The sequence below is a fragment of the Shimia sp. FJ5 genome (genome assembly GCF_032918335.1).
GTDB classification, from domain to species: domain Bacteria; phylum Pseudomonadota; class Alphaproteobacteria; order Rhodobacterales; family Rhodobacteraceae; genus Shimia; species Shimia aestuarii_A.
This window is the reverse complement of the sequence record NZ_JAWJUV010000001.1, coordinates 663146-681342: the sequence shown is the minus strand read 5'-3', so window position 1 is coordinate 681342 and position 18197 is coordinate 663146. Positions and strand designations below refer to the sequence as shown.

Annotated in this window: 16 protein-coding genes; 6 read left to right on the top strand and 10 right to left on the bottom strand. The window is 62.1% G+C overall.

The annotated features are described in order from the left end of the window. Positions 1–257 precede the first annotated feature (257 nt). The gene (locus tag R1W01_RS03485; RefSeq protein ID WP_243612318.1) at positions 258–1295 is read left to right on the top strand and encodes a YeeE/YedE family protein; all 1038 of its coding nucleotides are present in this window, start codon (positions 258–260) and stop codon (positions 1293–1295) included. A gap of 83 nt (positions 1296–1378) precedes the next feature. On the opposite strand, the gene R1W01_RS03480 is transcribed toward R1W01_RS03485, so the two are convergent. The 7 genes from R1W01_RS03480 to R1W01_RS03450 form a co-directional block, all read right to left on the bottom strand. Then, positions 1379–2659, bottom strand: a complete 1281-nt coding sequence (locus R1W01_RS03480) for a DUF3422 family protein (protein ID WP_243612317.1) — start codon at positions 2657–2659, stop codon at positions 1379–1381. Between the two features lie 103 nt (positions 2660–2762). After that, a complete protein-coding gene (locus R1W01_RS03475) occupies positions 2763–3176 on the bottom strand; it encodes a PaaI family thioesterase (RefSeq protein WP_297756311.1) in 414 nt (137 codons plus the stop codon). A gap of 124 nt (positions 3177–3300) precedes the next feature. After that, the gene (locus tag R1W01_RS03470) at positions 3301–4743 is read right to left on the bottom strand and encodes an NAD(P)(+) transhydrogenase (Re/Si-specific) subunit beta (RefSeq protein WP_243612315.1); all 1443 of its coding nucleotides are present in this window, start codon (positions 4741–4743) and stop codon (positions 3301–3303) included. Positions 4744–4756: 13 nt separating this feature from the next. Then, a complete protein-coding gene (locus R1W01_RS03465; RefSeq protein WP_243612314.1) occupies positions 4757–6331 on the bottom strand; it encodes a Re/Si-specific NAD(P)(+) transhydrogenase subunit alpha in 1575 nt (524 codons plus the stop codon). 139 nt (positions 6332–6470) lie between these two features. Beyond that, positions 6471–6923 (bottom strand): methyltransferase family protein, encoded by a 453-nt coding sequence (locus R1W01_RS03460; RefSeq protein WP_297756312.1) that lies wholly within the window; start codon positions 6921–6923, stop codon positions 6471–6473. Further along, entirely contained in the window at positions 6920–7339 is a 420-nt protein-coding gene (locus tag R1W01_RS03455; protein WP_297756313.1) for a rhodanese-like domain-containing protein, read from the bottom strand. Before R1W01_RS03455 ends, R1W01_RS03460 begins: the two co-directional genes overlap by 4 nt. A 112-nt stretch (positions 7340–7451) precedes the next feature. Beyond that, on the bottom strand, positions 7452–8411 hold the full coding sequence (locus tag R1W01_RS03450) for an MBL fold metallo-hydrolase (RefSeq protein WP_297756314.1): 960 nt from the start codon (positions 8409–8411) through the stop codon (positions 7452–7454). Between the two features lie 163 nt (positions 8412–8574). Between R1W01_RS03450 and R1W01_RS03445 the strand changes: the two genes are divergently transcribed. The 3 genes from R1W01_RS03445 to kynA all read left to right on the top strand — a co-directional run bounded on the left by R1W01_RS03445 (position 8575) and on the right by kynA (position 11672). Continuing rightward, positions 8575–9330 (top strand): SDR family NAD(P)-dependent oxidoreductase, encoded by a 756-nt coding sequence (locus R1W01_RS03445; RefSeq protein WP_243612310.1) that lies wholly within the window; start codon positions 8575–8577, stop codon positions 9328–9330. A gap of 164 nt (positions 9331–9494) precedes the next feature. Next, on the top strand, positions 9495–10688 hold the full coding sequence (kynU, locus tag R1W01_RS03440; RefSeq protein ID WP_297756315.1) for a kynureninase: 1194 nt from the start codon (positions 9495–9497) through the stop codon (positions 10686–10688). A gap of 144 nt (positions 10689–10832) precedes the next feature. Further along, complete coding sequence (kynA, locus tag R1W01_RS03435) at positions 10833–11672, top strand: tryptophan 2,3-dioxygenase (protein ID WP_297756316.1); 840 nt, start codon at positions 10833–10835, stop codon at positions 11670–11672. 12 nt (positions 11673–11684) lie between these two features. Here the strand turns inward: kynA and R1W01_RS03430 are convergent, their stop codons facing one another. The 3 genes from R1W01_RS03430 to R1W01_RS03420 all read right to left on the bottom strand — a co-directional run bounded on the left by R1W01_RS03430 (position 11685) and on the right by R1W01_RS03420 (position 15017). Then, on the bottom strand, positions 11685–12461 hold the full coding sequence (locus R1W01_RS03430) for a gamma-glutamyl-gamma-aminobutyrate hydrolase family protein (RefSeq protein WP_297756372.1): 777 nt from the start codon (positions 12459–12461) through the stop codon (positions 11685–11687). A 152-nt stretch (positions 12462–12613) separates the two neighbouring features. Next, complete coding sequence (locus R1W01_RS03425) at positions 12614–14746, bottom strand: malate synthase G (protein WP_297756317.1); 2133 nt, start codon at positions 14744–14746, stop codon at positions 12614–12616. A 124-nt stretch (positions 14747–14870) separates the two neighbouring features. Beyond that, a complete protein-coding gene (locus tag R1W01_RS03420) occupies positions 14871–15017 on the bottom strand; it encodes a DUF2256 domain-containing protein (RefSeq protein ID WP_243612305.1) in 147 nt (48 codons plus the stop codon). A 121-nt stretch (positions 15018–15138) separates the two neighbouring features. On the opposite strand from R1W01_RS03420, the gene pepN reads away from it, so the two are divergent. Beyond that, a complete protein-coding gene (pepN, locus tag R1W01_RS03415; protein ID WP_297756318.1) occupies positions 15139–17691 on the top strand; it encodes an aminopeptidase N in 2553 nt (850 codons plus the stop codon). Next, the gene (locus R1W01_RS03410; RefSeq protein ID WP_297756319.1) at positions 17688–18116 is read left to right on the top strand and encodes a hypothetical protein; all 429 of its coding nucleotides are present in this window, start codon (positions 17688–17690) and stop codon (positions 18114–18116) included. The genes pepN and R1W01_RS03410 overlap by 4 nt, the downstream gene beginning before the upstream one ends. The last annotated feature ends 81 nt before the right edge of the window (positions 18117–18197 follow it).

The window sequence follows — 18197 nt, the reverse complement described above, 5'->3', positions numbered from 1 at the left end:
CACACCCGCCAAGGGCCTGCTCAAAGGCCCTTGGCAGCTCGCGCCTATGCGAAAATAAGAACATCCCCCACCGCCATCACCGGTCTCCACACCGCTCGTTTCCCGCATCAACTCAAATCGGGACAAGCGTTCTGCCAGAACAGAACAGCAGGGAAAATGTCCCGCAAAGCACCGCATTCCTCAAGGAAACCTCTCTTGATTCTGCGCCTCCCCTGCGCCATCTGGAACGATGTTCTAATCCCGCGCGAGGAAGACCCATGTTTGAATCCCTTGGCTTTGAAAATTACACCGCCCCGCAGGTCGCTGTTGGCTTTGCCCTCCTAATCGGCCTTGTCTATGGCGTGCTCGCTGAACGCACGGGCTTCTGCCTGCGTCGCTCGCTGATTGGTGAAGATCGTCGCGCTGCTGCTGGTGTCTGGCTCTCGGCGCTCGTCGTCGCCCTTCTTGGCACCCAAGCCATTGCCCAAGCCGGGCTGATTGACTTTGGCGAACACCGCTTCTTTGCCGCCGATCTGCCGCTCCTCGCCATCGTGGTGGGCGGGTTGCTGTTCGGGGCCGGCATGGTGCTCGCGCGTGGCTGCGCCTCGCGTCTGACCGTCCTGACCGGGACGGGCAACCTGCGCGCTCTGACCGTGATCCTCGTTTTCGCGCTGACCGCACATGCCACCCTCAAAGGCGTGCTCTCGTCGCTGCGCACCGGCCTCGGCTCGGTCACGTTGCCACTCGAGTCCGCGACCCTGCCGGGCACCCCGCTGCTGTGGACCGCGCTCATCGCCGTGGCCGCCATCGCCGTGATCCTGCGTTCGGGCAACCGCCCCCGCGCATTGCTCGGCGGCGCCCTCATCGGCGCGCTCGTGCCGCTCGCATGGGTTGGCACCGGCTATGTCCTCTATGATGATTTCGACCCGATCGCGCTACAGGGCCTGTCGTTCACTGCGCCTGCCGCAGACACGCTCTTCTTCACCGCGGCCTCGACCGCCGTCTCCGCCAACTTCGGTATCGGCCTCATCGGTGGTGTGGTCGTAGGGTCGCTCATCGCCTCCCTCGCCTTCGGCTCCTTCCGCTGGCAGAGCTTCACCGCCCCCGCCGAGACCGGCCGCTACCTCTTCGGTGCCGTGCTGATGGGCTTCGGGGGTGTGCTGGCCGGTGGCTGCACCGTCGGCGCGGGTCTCTCGGGTATCCCGACACTCTCGCTCTCCGCGCTTGCCGCCATTGCGTCGATCGTCGTCGGCACGCTGGCAACCCAGCGCCTGCTCAACGCCGCCCCTCGTGGCGCAGCCGTCCCGGCGGAATAATCCCACCGCGCGGCGTTTGCCGCCATAGACGTCGCGCACGCGCCGGATCGTCCCCACGGTCCGGCGCATTTCTTTTCAGCGCCTCAATGCATCTTCTTCTTGATCCGGCGCACCATCGCCCACACGGCAAGCACCACCGGAAGCACAAGGATCGCCGTTAGCTCTCCCTTGCTGATCCCGATCCACCCTGCCACCGGATAGGCCAGATAGGCCGCCAGCGAGAGCGCGTAGTAGCTGATCGCCACGACCGAAAGACCCTCGACTGTCTCTTGCAAGCGAAGCGCAAGATCGGCCCGCCGATCCATGCTCTCAAGAAGCGCCTGGTTCTGCGCCGAGCGCGCCACATCGACCTTGGTCCGGAGCAAATCGCCCGCCCGCGCCGCGCGTTCCGACAACTCGTGCAACCGTTTTTGCGTCGAGGTCACGGTGCGCATTGCCGGATCATAGCGCCGCATCATGAACTCGCGGAAGGTCTGCCGCCCGTCCACGCGCTCCTCGCGCAATACCTCAATCCGTTGGTGCACAATCGCCTCATAGGCCCCCGTCGCACCAAACCGGAACGCGCTCTCCGCAATCATATTCTCAAGCTCTGCAGAGACCTGTAGAAGCCTGTCCAGAGTTCTTTCCGGCGCTTCATCTTCCTTGCGAATATTGCCCATGAGCTGCGTTAGGCTGGTGTCCTGCGCTCCAAGGCTCGCAGAAAGGCCACGCGCCCGGCTAAAGCCGAGCATCGACATGCTCTTGTAGGTTTCGATCTCACAAAGCCGCTGCACGATCCGTCCGACACGCCGCGCCCCCGTGCCCGGCTGCACGAAACATGCCATACGCATATGCCCTGCCGGGTTGATGCGGAAATCAGTCGCAATGACCGCCGCCCCATCAAGGACCGCCGAGGCCGCAAGGCTCTCCGGCACGAACCAGTCCCTGAGGTTCTCGCGCAGAACCTCCTTGGCCGGTGTCTCACCAATCCGGATAAGCGCCGAGGTGATCCGCACGCCCGGCACTTCGGCAAGCCAGTCTTCAGGAAAGACTTCGAACTCCGCCGGATCAAACGCCCGTGCCCCAAGCCCATGGGTGAACACCGTATAGGTGACGAACTCGGTATGCTGTTCCCATTTGAGAAGATGCCGCCCGATTTTGCCCGAGTAATGCGTTGCCCCCGGTTGCGGATGCGTCCCCCCGTGCCGGTCGAGCAGCTTGCACAGATGCGCCAAATCCTGCGACCGGTCCCGCGCCACGGCATCATGCGGCTGCTTGATAGCAAGAAACACCGCGGTGCAAGGCACTTCAAGCGAGGGAAACGGACGGGCATGAAGCTCATTGGTGAGCTTATAGCGCAGCGGATGGTCTTCGATTGGCGGCATGGCGCGGCTCCTGAACTTCAGGCCAACCTACGCCTTTTTCCTCAAAAGTAAAGAAGTGAGTTATTTCAATGTGTTAGCGGAATACAATGGTATACAAACCCCTCTAGCCCCGCGTCTCCACCGTCAGGATCGTGCCCTGCGCCGCTGCACAGAGAAGCTCCTCCCCCTCTCGCAATGCAAAGACATCACAACGGCACACCGCTTGGCGTTTCCCGTAGGAAACGACCTCGGCCCGCGCAATCAACACCTCGCCAATCGCCGGGCGGGTGTAATTGATCTTCATCTCCTGCGTGAGCACATTGCCAAGCACCGATCCCCCCGCATAGGTGATCGCATTGTCCGCAAGGTAGCTCAGCACGCCGCCATGCGCGAAACCGTGCTGCTGTTTGTGGTCCTCGCTCAGCACAAGGCGCAATCCCGCCCGCCCCGGCTCGAACTCTGTGAGCTCTGCGCCCAACAACGCACTGAAAGGTTGTGCGGCCAGAACCGCCTTTCCCATTTCCATCATATCGGTCATGCGCTTTCCTCCTGCGCCGATCCGACCACGCCGCGCGCGGCCCTGTCAAAACCGACGTGACGGCAAGGCGTGCATGAAAAAAGGCGCCCCGAAGGGCGCCTTTCAAACTCTCACATGACTGGGATCAGTTGACCATCGTCAGAAGGGTGTCGAGCGACTGTTTCGCATCGCCATAGAACATGCGCGTGTTCTCCTTGAAGAACAGCGGATTCTCGATCCCCGAGTAACCGGTGCCTTGGCCCCGCTTGGAGACGAAGACCTGCTTCGCCTTCCAGCACTCAAGAACCGGCATCCCCGCGATGGGCGAGTTCGGGTCTTCCTGTGCGGCCGGGTTCACGATGTCGTTGGAGCCGATCACGATGGCCACGTCCGTTTCCGGGAAGTCGTCGTTGATCTCGTCCATCTCCATCACGATGTCATAGGGCACCTTGGCTTCGGCCAGAAGCACGTTCATGTGCCCCGGCAGACGGCCCGCGACCGGGTGGATCGCAAAACGCACGGTCTTACCCTTGGCGCGTAGACGCTTGGTCAGCTCGGCCACGTTCTGCTGCGCCTGTGCCACAGCCATACCATAGCCCGGGATGATGATGACCGAGTCGGCCTCGTCGAGCGCCTGGGCCACGCCCTCGGCGTCGATCGCGACCTGTTCGCCCTCGACTTCCATCGCCGGACCCGTCGTGCCGCCAAAGCCGCCGAGGATCACGCTGATGAACGAGCGGTTCATCGCCTTACACATGATGTAAGACAGGATCGCACCCGAGGAACCGACAAGCGCGCCGACCACGATCAGGAGGTCGTTGCCAAGCGAGAAACCAATCGCCGCCGCGGCCCAACCCGAGTAGGAGTTGAGCATCGAGACAACCACGGGCATGTCCGCGCCACCGATCCCCATGATGAGGTGATAGCCAATGAACAGCGCCGCGATGGTGAGGATCGCAAGCGGCAGCATCGCGCTCGTGTTGAGGTACCAGATCAGACAGACCAGTGACAGGAGCGCCGCGCCCGCGTTGAGCGCATGACCACCCGGCAGTTTCGTCGCCGCCGAAGTGACCTTGCCCGACAGCTTGCCATAGGCAATGACCGAGCCGGTAAAGGTCACGGCACCGATCCAGACGCCAAGCGACAGTTCGACCAGAAGGATATTGATCTCGATCGGCTCTTTCTTCGCGATCAGCTTGCCAAAGGCGCCAAGCTCTTTCACCGCGTCACCGCCCGCCACAAGGGCCGCTGCGGCGTTGCCGATCTCGAAATGCGCGTTAAAGCCGACGAATACCGCCGCCAGACCGACAAGCGCGTGCATCCCCGCGACAAGCTCGGGCATCTGCGTCATCTCGACCTTGGAGGCGAGTTGATAGCCAATGAGACCCCCCGCAAGGATAAGCGGGATCGAGAGCCACCAAAGCCCAACGCCGGGGCCGATCAGGGTCGCGAAGACCGCCAGCGCCATACCGACGATGCCGTACCATACGGCGCGCTTTGCGCTTTCCTGGCCCGAAAGCCCGCCGAGCGACAGGATGAAGAGGACAGCCGCAACCACATAGGCTGCCGTAGTAAATCCGTATTCCATTTGCCTCTACTCCTTACGATTTCTGGAACATGGCGAGCATGCGCCGTGTTACGAGGAAGCCGCCGAAGATGTTGATCCCGGCCATAAAGACCGAGGCGGCAGCGAGGAGGATCACCAGGAAGGAGCCCGATCCGATTTGCATCAGGGCGCCAAGAATGATGATCGACGAGATGGCGTTGGTCACGGCCATGAGCGGCGTGTGCAGCGAGTGCGACACATTCCAGATCACCTGGAAACCGACGAACACGGCGAGGACGAACACGATAAAGTGCTGCATGAAGCTCGCAGGCGCCACAAGACCGACACCAAGAAGAATAGCAGCCCCAACCGCAAGCAGGGTCACCTGCTGTTTGGTCTGTGCCTTGAACGCGGCCACTTCCTGCGCGCGCTTCTCTTCCGCGGTAAGCTCTTTGGGCTCTTCCTTCTTCGGCTGCGCCGCGATGGCCTGAACCTTCGGCGGCGGCGGCGGGAAGGTGATCTCGCCCTGATGGGTCACGGTCGCGCCGCGGATCACGTCGTCTTCCATGTCATGCACGATCTGACCGTCTTTTTCGGGGGTCAGGTCGGTCATCATGTGACGGATGTTCGTCGCGTAAAGCGTCGAGGCCTGCGTCGCCATGCGGCTCGGGAAATCGGTGTAGCCGATGATGGTCACGCCATTGTCGGTCACGATCTTCTCGTCTGCCACGGTCAGCTTACAGTTGCCGCCCTTCTCCGCCGCGAGGTCAACAATGACCGAGCCCGGCTTCATCGCTTCGACCATGTCCTTGGTCCAAAGCTCGGGCGCTTCGCGGTTGGGGATGAGGGCCGTGGTGATCACGATGTCGACTTCCGGCGCCAACTCACGGAACTTGGCAAGCTGGGCATTGCGGAATTCTTCCGACTGCACCGAGGCATAGCCGCCCGTCGCTGCACCGTCCTGCGTTTCCTCTTCAAAGTCGAGATAGACGAACTCGGCACCCATCGATTCGACCTGTTCGGCCACTTCCGGACGCACATCAAAGGCGAGCGTGATCGCGCCAAGGCTGGTCGAGGTGCCGATCGCCGCAAGACCGGCCACACCGGCGCCCACGACAAGAACCTTCGCCGGCGGAACCTTGCCCGCGGCGGTGATCTGACCCGTGAAGAAGCGACCAAAGTTGTTGCCTGCCTCAATCACGGCACGGTAGCCCGCGATATTGGCCATGGACGACAGCGCGTCCATTTTCTGCGCGCGGCTGATACGTGGCACCATTTCCATGGCGATCACATTGCCGCCCTTGGACTTGGCAAGCTCGAGGCCTTCCTCGTTGCCGCCCGGATTAAAGAACGAAATCAAGGTCTTGTTCTTATTCAGACGCTTGAGTTCCGTCTCGTTGGGCTGACGCACCTTGGCGATAATGTCGGCGTCTTTCCAGAGCGCCGCCGCCGTTTTGACGATCTCTACGCCCGCAGCCTCATAATCTGCGTCCGAGAAACCAGCCTTCTCGCCCGCGCCGCTTTCGATGGCGCAGTCATAGCCCAGTTTTTGAAGTTGCTTGGCGGAATCCGGCGTCATCGCGACACGGTTCTCTCCGTCAAACACCTCTTTTGGTGTTCCGATCTTCACGTTTTCAGTCCCCCTTCGTTCAAAGAGCTCGAAATTTTATTTCGCGCAAACCCTGTTGCGGTTGCGGAAAGTTCTAACGTCACCGCGAATGCTGCACAAGCAAAGTAAGCCATTCGGGGCGTCTTTGTTCGTAACGTCATCAGACCCAGCGCCTCGTTTTCTGCGTGTAGCGGAAAAAGTCGGCGCGGAATTTGCGCCGAAGCCGGTTCTCCTCCGGGATGACGAAACGCCGCTCGATGATCCAGACGAAGATCGGCACGAGCGGCAGCGAAAGAACCGCGTCCATGTTCAGGATAAGCCCCGCAAGGAAAAGCGTGTCCCCGACGTAGATCGGGTTGCGGGTGCGGCTATAGATCCCGCTCGTGACAAGCCGTTCAGCGTCGCGGTGCGGGATAAGCGTCGTTTTCATCCGACGCATCTCGTAAAAGGCCAGAAGCATGAGGACGACACCGCCCCCGGCAAGGATGCCCCCAAGGAAATCCGCCCAAACCCCGCCAAAGCTGAGGCCGAGAGGGTAATAGGTCGCCTGCGCCCAGGCGATGCCGAGCGCCGCCAGAAGCCACATGGGCGGAATATCAATCCAGGTCTTCATTCCGGTTTATACGCCGCTGTTTCCTGCCACCCGATGATCCCGGACTGGAGCACCACCACGTTCTCGCGCCCCATCAGGCGCGCCGCAAAGGCGGCCTGCGCCGAAAGCGATCCCGTGTTGCAATATAGGATGACAAGGCCGCTCTCAGGCAATTCATCAATCCGCCGCGGCACCTCGCGCCATTCGATATGCGTCGCACCCGGAATATGCCCGGCCTCGAACTGGTCCGCGCTGCGTGTATCGACAAAGGTCGCCGCCTCGAACACGTCCCTATCGAGTTGCTGCGGCAGAATGATCCCCGCCTCGTAGGTTGCGAAATCCATGTAGTCGGTGATCGCTTCGGCCACGGCCTCTTCATCCGCGAAGGCGGGCAAGGCAAGCGTCGCCGCAACCAACATGGCAATAAGTTGTTTCATGGACATTTCTTTACAGTAGCCGATCCCGTTCGCAACGCGTCATGTCGCAAAAGGCCGAAAAAAGGACGATTTGTCACAAACTCCCGGCCCCTTGGAACAATCACCTAGGCGATTATTCCCATTCCATCTCTTCGAACACGCGCCCGGCGTTCTTTGTTGCCAGTTCTTCAAATGTATCGAGGTATTTCCATTTCTCCTGATCGACGTAGTAGGCTCCGGCAAGGTCGCCGCCCTCGTCGATATGCGCGCCAATCTTCTCGCGCAGGTCGCTGAGATAGCCAGTGGTCTCCTCACGCACCATTGCCATGTTCGTGGGATGCCCATGGCCCGGTATGACATAAGTCGCGCCAAGATCCGTGAACGGTCCCTCGAAGGTCTCGATCCAACAAGAGGTGCAGATCCCCTCAAAAATCGGCGGCATCCGTTCATGGAAGGCAATATCGCCCGCGATCACGATGTCCCATTCGGGAATCCAGACCTGCACGTCGCCCGGATCATGCGCAGGGCCAAGATGCAGCGCCTCGATTTTGACGCCGCCCATCTCGATCTCATACGTGTCCTCAAAGCTGAGGTTCGGGGTGACGGTGCGCGTGCCTTCCGCCTTGTCGCGGTTGTAGCGCTGCATGCCCTGAAGGATGAAATCCGCCTCTTCGGTGAACGCGTCAATCGCGTCCACATGGGCAAGGACATCCACCCCCTGATCGACCCAATAGGAATTGCCAAGCATGGCATGGCCCTGCCCGTTCTCGTTGATGACGAGTTTCACAGGCTGATCCGTGACCGCCTTGATCTCATCATGAAGCGCCTTGGCAAGGCGCGCCGACGCACCGCCATTGACGACCACGACGCCATCGCCGGTGACGATAAAGCTTAGGTTGTTGTTATGGCCCGAGTTCTCATAGGTCGGCGGCGCGGTCGCTCCAATCGCTGAATAGACCCCCGGAATGACCTCGTAAGGCTTCGCATAAAGCTCCGACTGCGGGTACTGGTCTGCAATGTCCTCAAAGCCCATCGCGGCTCCGGCCCCAAGCACCAGCGCGGCGGCAGAGGCAATACTGATAAAACGAGTCATGAACGCTCCTCCCTGCGGTTCAACACATCTGCCCAACAGCCATACAGAACAAATTCATAAATGTGAATTGTTTTAGATGTCCTCCCTGATCCCAAAGTGACGGTACGACCTTCTTGCCCCATGGCCATGCCTTGATACGGTCGGGGCAAAGGGAGGAATGAACATGGATCATCTCAAAGGAAAACACGCGCTCATCACGGGCGGCGGAACGGGAATCGGTCTCGCCATTGCCCGCGCGCTTGCCGCCGAAGGCGCCAACGTGACCATTACGGGCCGCCGCCGCGACGTGCTCGAGGAACAGGCCGGCGACGGTCTTTTTGCCGTGCAAATGGACGTGGCTGACGAGGAGTCGGTGGTGAACGGTGTCGCCGCCGCCGTCGAGGCCCGTGGCCCGGTGCAGATCTGCGTCGCCAATGCCGGGGTGGCCGAAGGCCGCGCCCTGCACAAGTCGTCCCTCGCCGAATGGCGGCACATGATGTCGATCAACGTTGACGGCGCCTTCCTGACCATCCGCGAAAGCCTCAAGTCTATGGTCACGACGGATTGGGGCCGCGTCATCGGCATCTCCTCCATCGCGGGCCTGCGTGGCCTCAAAGGCGCGCCTTGCTATTCGACCTCGAAACACGCGCTCAACGGCATGATCAAGGCGCTCTCTGCCGACTACGCGACCAAACCCTATACCTTCAATTCGCTCTGCCCGGCCTATGTCGACACCGACATCATCGCCCGCAACGTCGAAAGCATCTCTGCCCGCGCCGGCGTGAGCAAGGAAGAGGCCCGGCACATGATGGTTGGCGTGAACCCCCATGGCCGCCTGATCACTGCCGAAGAAGTGGCCGAGGCGGCGATGTTCCTCTGCGGCGCCCACTCCGGCAGCATGAACGGCCAGACCATCCAAATCTCCGGCGGCGAGATGTAGGCCCTCACCACCGATAAGAAATCAAACGCCCGCCCGACCCCGGCGGGCGTTCTTTTTTGCTGAAATCACAAAACTTGATGGCTGAAATCACAAGAATTGCTGGTGCGCGGAAAAATTCGATCCGCTAAAGCGTTTTGAAACACCTGCCCCACAGGAGACGCGCCATGACCGATTTCACCGCCACCAAAGCCATGTTCGACCTGCCCGAGGGCGTCATTTACCTCGATGGCAACTCTCTCGGCCCCCTGCCCTCCGCCGCACCTGCCGCAATGGAGCAGGTCATGCGCAGCGAATGGGGCGAGATGCTCATCACAGGCTGGAACAAGGCCGGCTGGATGGCCCAGCCCGCCCGCGTCGGCAACCGCATCGCCCGCCTGATCGGGGCCGAGCCGGGCCATGTCGTCATGGGTGACACGCTCTCGATCAAGGTCTATCAGGCCCTCGCCTCCGCCCTCGAGATGTGCCCCGACCGCCGCGTGGTCCTGTCGGATTCTGGCAACTTCCCCTCCGATCTCTACATGGCCCAGGGGCTCCTGAAATCCCTCGGTGACGACTACGAACTCCGCGTCGTCGCCCCTGAAGATGTGGCCGACAACATTACCGACGAGATCGCCGTTCTGATGATTACCGAGGTCGACTATCGCACCGGTCGCCTGCACGACATGAAGGCGCTCACTGAAAAGGCCCATGCCCACGGCGCGCTGACGGTCTGGGATCTCGCCCATACCGCGGGCGCAACAGATGTGCGCCTCGCCGAGTGCAACGCCGATTTCGCCGTCGGTTGCACCTACAAATACCTCAATGGCGGCCCCGGCTCCCCTGCCTTCATCTATGTCGCCCCCCGCCACGCCGACGCAGCGCGCCCCGCGCTCTCCGGCTGGCTCGGCCACGAGGCGCCCTTCGCCTTCGACCTCGACTACCGCCCCGGTGCAGGCATCGAACGTATGCGCGTTGGCACGCCCCCGGTTCTCGCCCTCGCCGCGCTCGAACAGGCGCTCGATATCTGGGACATGACGACGATGGCCGAAATCCGCGCCGCCTCGCAGGATCTGACCACTCTCTTCATTGAAGAGGTCGAGCGCCGTTGCCCCGATCTCGCGCTCGCAACACCCCGCGACCCCGCCCAGCGCGGCTCGCAGGTCTCTTTCCGTTTCGAACACGGCTACGCCGCCATGCAGGCCCTGATCGCGCGCGGCGTGATCGGCGATTTCCGCGCCTCCGATATCATGCGCTTCGGTTTCACGCCGCTCTATATCGACGCCGACGACGTGCGCGCCGCCGCCGAAATCCTCGAAGACGTGATGACAAACCGCCTCTGGGACGATCCCGCCTACCAGACCCGCGCCGCCGTCACCTGATGCACCCGCGCACCCCGCATATCCCTCTTTGTCGCCCCGCCGGCTGGGTCGCCCTTTGGCGGCGGCTGGCGGCGTTCGGCACGCTCAACCACCGGAGTCTCCTTGTCCCTGTGATACGCTCATCCCAAGACAAAGGAGACCTCCATGACCACCCCCACTTCCGCAAACCCCGAAGACCACGGCGCCCAGATGTCCTTTGACGGGCGCATGTCCTATGGCGACTACCTGTCGCTCGACAAGATCCTGTCCGCACAAGCCCCACTCTCCGATGCCCATGACGAGATGCTCTTCATCGTCCAGCATCAGACCTCTGAACTCTGGATGCGTCTCGCCATTCACGAACTAACCGCCGCCCGCACCCTTCTGGCCAAAGGCGAAACCCGCCCCGCCTTCAAGATGCTCGCCCGCGTCGCCCGCATCTTCGAGCAACTGAACTCGGCTTGGGACGTGCTGCGCACCATGACACCCTCGGACTACACGCGCTTCCGCGACGCGCTCGGGCAAAGCTCGGGCTTTCAATCGCATCAATACCGCCTGATCGAATTCATCCTCGGCAACCGCAACCGCGCCATGCTCAAACCCCATGCCCACCGCGCCGATCTCGTCGCGCTACTGGAGGAAGAACTGACCCAGCCCTCGCTCTACGATGTGGCGCTCACGGCCCTGAACGAGAGCATCGCCCTTCCACCCGAGGTTCTGAACCGCCCGCGCGACAAAGCGCACGCCGCCACCCCCGCCGTCGCCGCAGCATGGGCGCAGGTCTACCGCGACCCGGAACAACATTGGGAGCTCTACGAGTTGGCCGAGAAATTGGTCGATTTCGAGGATTACTTCCGCCGCTGGCGCTTCAACCACGTGACCACGGTGGAACGGGTGATCGGCTTCAAGCGCGGCACCGGTGGCACTGGCGGCATCTCCTATCTGAAGCGCATGCTCGAGGTCGAACTGTTCCCCGAACTCTGGCACCTGCGCACCGATCTCTAATCCCGGCGTGGATCAGGCCGTCTTTAACGCCGCGCCCTGCCGCCCCTCGGCCCAGGCGCGCACCGCATCGCCAAAGGCCTCGAATAGAGGACGCGAGACCGGATCATTGGCCGCGTCCCATTCCGGGTGCCACTGCACCGACAGGGTAAAGCCCGGCGCGTCCTTGATATAGATCGCCTCGGGCGTGCCATCGGGGGCATAGCCGTCGATGACCACCCGTGCGCCCGCGCGCTTGATGCCTTGACCGTGAAGCGTGTTGGTCATGACCTTCTCTGACCCCATCAGCCGGTGGAACACCCCACCCTCGCTGAAGGTCACGCAATGGCGCAGGGCGAATTTCTCTTCCAACGTGCCATCCGGCGGCATCCGGTGATTGTCGCGCCCCGGTAGGTCGCGGATCTCCGGGTAGAGCGAGCCCCCCATCGCCACATTGACCTCTTGAAAGCCGCGGCAAATGCCAAGGAATGGCTGCCCCCGCTCGACACATTCCCGCACCAGCGGCAGCGCGATCGCATCGCGCGCCCGGTCGAAATCGCCATGCGCCGCTGTGGCCTCCTCGCCATAATGCTCGGGATGCACGTTGGGGCGGCCACCGGTGAGAAGGAAGCCATCACACCGCTCCATCAATTCCGCGACTGAGACGAATCTCGGATCCGCCGGCACCAGAAGCGGCATACAGCCCGACACCGACGCCACCGCCTCGGAATTCATCGTGCCCCCGGCATGGGCCGGGTATTGATCGTTGATGAGATACTGGTTGCCGATAATGCCAACGACGGGCCGTGCCATGCTGTCCTCGCGCTTGTCCTTGGCGGTAACATAGGCGCGCACCCGACGAATGGCAAAGGGTTCCCTTAGGGACGTGACGCCCCCTCTTCTTCTCTGTGAAAATACTTCTCGGGGGAGTGTGAGGGGGCAGACAGCCCCCTCACCCCTGCCACTTATTTCAGCGCTTTCAATTCAAGGCGCCGCGCGTGCAACACAGGCTCGGTATAGCCCGAGGGTTGCACCCGCCCCTTAAAGACAAGATCACAGGCCGCCTGAAACGCGACGCCCGCGAAATCCGGCGCCATCGGGCGATAGTCCGGATCGCCTGCGTTCTGACGGTCGACCACGGCGGCCATCTTTTGCATCGCGGCCATGACCTGCGCCTCACTCACAACGCCATGATGGAGCCAGTTCGCCAACGCCTGGCTCGAAATCCGGCAGGTCGCCCGATCTTCCATAAGCCCCACGTCATGAATATCCGGCACCTTGGAACAGCCCACGCCCTGATCGACCCAACGCACCACATAGCCAAGGATGCCCTGCGCGTTGTTCTCGATCTCCTGCTGGATGGCCTCGTCCGACAAGTTCTCGCCCGCCATCACCGGAATGGTGAGCAGATCGTCCAGCGTGCCGCGTGCCCCGCCCGCCTTGATCTCGCCCTGTCGCGCCAGAACGTCGACCTTGTGATAATGCGTCGCGTGCAGCGTCGCCGCCGTCGGGCTCGGCACCCAGGCACAGTTCGCGCCCGACATGGGATGGCCGATCTTCTGGTCGAGCATATCCGCCATCCGGTCCGGCATGGCCCACATCCCCTTGCCGATCTGCGCCTTGCCCTGAAGGCCACAAGCCAGACCGATATCGACATTGCGATCCTCATAAGAGGCAATCCACGGCGTCGCCTTCATCTCGCCCTTGCGCAGGAACGGCCCCGCCTCCATCGAGGTGTGAATTTCGTCGCCCGTGCGATCAAGGAACCCGGTGTTGATAAAGGCCACACGATGCTTGGCGGCGCGGATACATGCCTTGAGGTTCGCGCTGGTACGCCGTTCCTCATCCATAATCCCGATTTTCACCGTATGGCGTGGCAGGCCGAGGATATCCTCCACCGTGTCAAAAATCCGGTCGGTGAACTGGACCTCCTCCGGCCCGTGCATCTTCGGCTTCACCACATAGACCGATCCATGAAGCGAATTGCCGCCCTCGGCCTGCAGGTCATGCATCGCGATCATCACGGTGACGAGCGCATCCATCAGCCCCTCGCCGATCTCGGCGCCGTCGCGATCAAGGATCGCAGGGTTGGTCATCAGATGACCCACATTGCGCACAAGCATGAGCGACCGCCCCTTGAGCACCGCCGCACTGCCGTCCGGCGCGCAGTAGGAGATGTCCGCGTTGAGGGTCCGGGTGAAACGCTTGCCGCCCTTGCTGACCGCCTCAGCCAAATCGCGCCGCATCAGGCCGAGCCAGTTGCCATAGGCGACAACCTTGTCCTCGGCATCCACGCAAGCGACCGAATCCTCACAATCCATGATCGTTGAAAGCGCACTTTCGAGCGTCACATCGTTGATCCCCGCCGGATCGGAGGCACCGATCTGGCCCTCCGTGTCGATCTCAAGGATCACGTGCAGACCGTTGTGCTTGAGGAGGACACGCGACGGCGCATCTTCTGCGCCCACATAGCCTGCAAACTGCGCCGGATTTGCCAGCGCGGGCACAAGGTCCCCGCCCGTCACGGAAAGCGCGCCTGCCTCGGCCCAAGACCCGCCCGCAAGCGGCACCGCCTCATCCAGGAACCCCTTGGCCCAGGCAATCACCCGTGCGCCGCGCGCAACGTCATACCCCTTGCCCTCTGGCAGGTCGCCCAAGGCATCCGTGCCATAGAGCGCATCATACAAAGACCCCCACCGCGCATTCGCTGCGTTGAGCGCAAAACGCGCATTGGTGATCGGCACGACAAGCTGCGGCCCCGGCACGTTTGCAATCTCGGGATCGACATTGGCGGTCTCAACCTCGAAATCCGCGCCTTCCGGCAAGAGATAGCCGATCTCGCGCAGGAACGCGGTATAGGCCTCCGCATCATGCGCCTGCCCCTTGCGCGCCATGTGCCAGCCGTCGATCTTCTGCTGCATCTCCTCGCGCACGGCAAGCAGGCGGCGGTTCTCCGGCCCCAACTCATGTGCAAGCTGGCTCATCCCCTCCCAGAACGCCGCGGCGGGCACGCCGGTGCCGGGCAACGCCTGCGCCTCGATGAACTCCACGAGTCGCGCATCGACCTGCAACCCCGATTTTTCGATCCGTTCCGCCATTTGCCGTTCCCCGCTTTGCGTTTTGTATACCAAGGCACACCAACGAATTAGAACGGAAGTTTCCTATAGGCAACAAGCCCGCGCCCCCGCCCGGACAAAAACACTTGCACGGAAAGCCGAATAATCACCTGCCTGCTTTCTTGTTCCGCCTGCAACGCTCAGAACAGAACCGCACCTCGTCCCACACCGCACGCCACTTGCGCCGCCATGTGAACGGCCGCCCACAGGTCGCACAGGTTTTTTGCGGCAAGCTTGGTTTCTTATGCGCCATGCTCTGGGTCTCCCGTCTCTCCTTTCCCAAGAGCTAGCAAGCCCCCCCTGAAAGGAAAGCCTGCTTGCAGCGCCGCCACGATTGGCTACATCTGTTCAGAACGACAATGCAGGAGACTTCCATGCGCGACGCCGCCCCGACCACGATCTACCTCAAGGATTACACCCCCTTCGCCTACCTGATCGACGAGGTGTCGCTGACCTTCCGGCTCGATCCTGAGAAAACCCGCGTCCTCTCCCGCATCGCCTTCCGCCCCAACCCGGACGCCACGGACCGCCGCTTCTTCCTGCATGGCGAAGACCTGACCCTGATCTCGGCCAAAATTGACGGCAAAGATATCGAGACCCGCACCGTAGACGGCGGCATCGAGGCCGACGCGCCCGACGCCCCCTTCATCTGGGAGGCCGAGGTCGAAATCGCCCCCGCCTCGAATACCGCGCTTGAGGGCCTCTATATGTCGAACGGCATGTATTGCACCCAATGCGAGGCCGAGGGTTTTCGCAAGATCACCTACTACCCCGACCGCCCCGATGTCATGGCGCCCTTCCATGTGCGTATCGAAGGCACCGAGCCGGTCCTCTTGTCCAACGGCAACCCCGGCACCTCCGGCGCAGGCTTTGCCGAATGGCATGATCCGTGGAAGAAACCCGCCTATCTCTTTGCCCTCGTCGCGGGCGATCTCGTCAATCACCCCGACACATTCACCACCAAATCGGGTCGCAAAGTCGATCTTAACATCTGGGTCCGCCCCGGCGACGAGGGCAAATGCGCTTTCGGGATGCAGGCGCTCAAGGACTCGATGAAATGGGACGAAGACGTCTATGGCCGTGAATATGACCTCGACCTCTTCAACATCGTCGCCGTGGACGATTTCAATATGGGCGCGATGGAGAACAAAGGCCTCAACATCTTCAACTCCTCCTGCGTGCTGGCCAGCCCCGAAACCTCGACCGACGCCAATTTCGAACGTGTCGAGGCGATCATCGCGCATGAGTATTTTCACAACTGGACCGGCAACCGCATCACCTGCCGCGACTGGTTCCAACTGTGCCTCAAGGAAGGCCTGACCGTCTTCCGCGACAGCCAGTTCACCGCCGACATACGCTCGGCCGAGGTCAAGCGCATCACCGACGTGATCGACCTGCGCGCCCGCCAGTTCCCCGAGGACCAAGGCCCGCTCTCGCACCCGGTCCGCCCCGAGAGCTTTCAGGAAATCAACAACTTCTATACCGCAACGGTCTATGAGAAAGGGGCCGAGCTGATCCGCATGCTCAAGACCCTCGTGGGCGATGACGCCTACAAACGCGCGCTCGACCTCTATTTCGACCGCCATGATGGCGACGCCGCCACCATCGAAGACTGGCTCAAAGTGTTCGAGGACGCGACGGGCCGCGATCTGACGCAATTCGCGCGCTGGTATTCGCAATCCGGCACGCCTCGCGTCACGGTGCGCGAGGCATTCGAGGGCGACACGCTGACCCTGCACATCTCGCAAATGACCCCGCCCACCCCGGGTCAGGACGAGAAAGACCCGCGCGTCATCCCGATCGCCGTCGGTCTCCTCAACCCCAATGGCGACGAGGTGATGGAGACACAAATCTTGGAGCTGACAGAGGCGGAACAGAGCTTTTCCTTCCCCGGCCATGCCACGCGCCCGATCCCCTCGGTCCTGCGCGGCTTCTCGGCTCCCGTGGTCCTTGAACAGGACATCGACAACGCCCGCCGCGCCTTCCTCCTCGCCCATGACACCGACGCCTTCAACCGCTGGGAATCCGGCCGGATGCTGGCGCGTGATGCGCTCCTACGCATGATCCTCGAAGATGCCGCGCCGGATGCGGCCTATCTCGAGGCGCTCACCACGCTCATGCGCGACGAAACGCTCGATCCCGCCTACCGCGCCCTGATGCTCGGCCAGCCGACGCAATCGGAACTCGTCGGCCTGCTGCACGAACAAGGCCATACCCCCGATCCGCAAGCGATCCACGACGCCTCGGAAGCCTTGCGCGATGCCAAGGCACAGGCGCTCGCCGACCTCCTGCCCGGCCTTTACGCCAACAATCAGGTCGACGGCCCCTTCTCGCCCGATGCCGACGCTGCGGGAAAGCGCACGCTCGCCAATGCCGCGCTCTCGCTCCTGACACGTCTCGATGGCGGCACGGCGGCGGCGAACCAATACGCCATGGCCGACAACATGACCCTGCAACTCGCCGCGCTCTCGGCGCTATTGGATGCGGGCAAAGGCGAAGAGCAATTGGCGGCATTTGAAAAACAATGGTCCCATGATCGCCTCGTCATGGACAAATGGTTCGGCCTTCAGATCATGCAGGCTGCGCCCAAGGACACCGCCGCCACCGCCGCGCGCCTGACGGACCATCCCGATTTCAGCATGAAGAACCCCAACCGCTTCCGCGCCGTCTTTGGCGCGCTCGCCATGAGCCACGCGGGCTTCCATCATGAAAGCGGCGCGGCGTATACCCTTCTCGCCGATTGGCTTATCCGCCTCGATCCGCTCAACCCGCAAACCACGGCACGTATGTGCTCCGCGTTCCAGACATGGCGGCGCTACGATGCAGACCGGCAGGCCGCGATCAAGACGGAACTTGAACGCATCCTCGCCACCCCGAACCTGAGCCGCGACACCAATGAAATGGTCTCGCGCATCCTCGGCGCATGAGCCTGCCGTTCCGCCATCAAACCCGGGGGCGGTCTCTGCGCACCGCCCTCGCCGTTGCTGCCGCGCTTGTGGTGCTGATCGGGCTATACCTCGTCGGCACGCTCCTGTGGCTTCTGGCGGTGTTCTCGCTCTTCTTGCTCCCGGCGCTGCTTGACCTCCTGCGCGATCCAAAAGGGCATTTCGAACTGACCGAGACGGACCTCAAATGGGACACCCCGCGCCTCTCCGCAGCCCTGCCGGTCGCACGCATTGCCAAGGCGCGCTTCGACACGCGCTGGGATTTCTCGGTCCGCGTGACCTTGATCCTCCATGACGGCAAGAAACTGCGCATCCCCCAAGATGTCCTGCCGCAGCATCAAGCCCTTGAAAACGCTTTTAAATCCCTCAACATCCCCGTCGAACGGCACCACTTCAGGGTGATCTGACCCGGCACCTTTCTGCCGCTTCGCAAAACCGTCCGCTTCTTTCCCAAAGGGTGCCTTCTTTCGGCCCGAATGCCTCTGCAC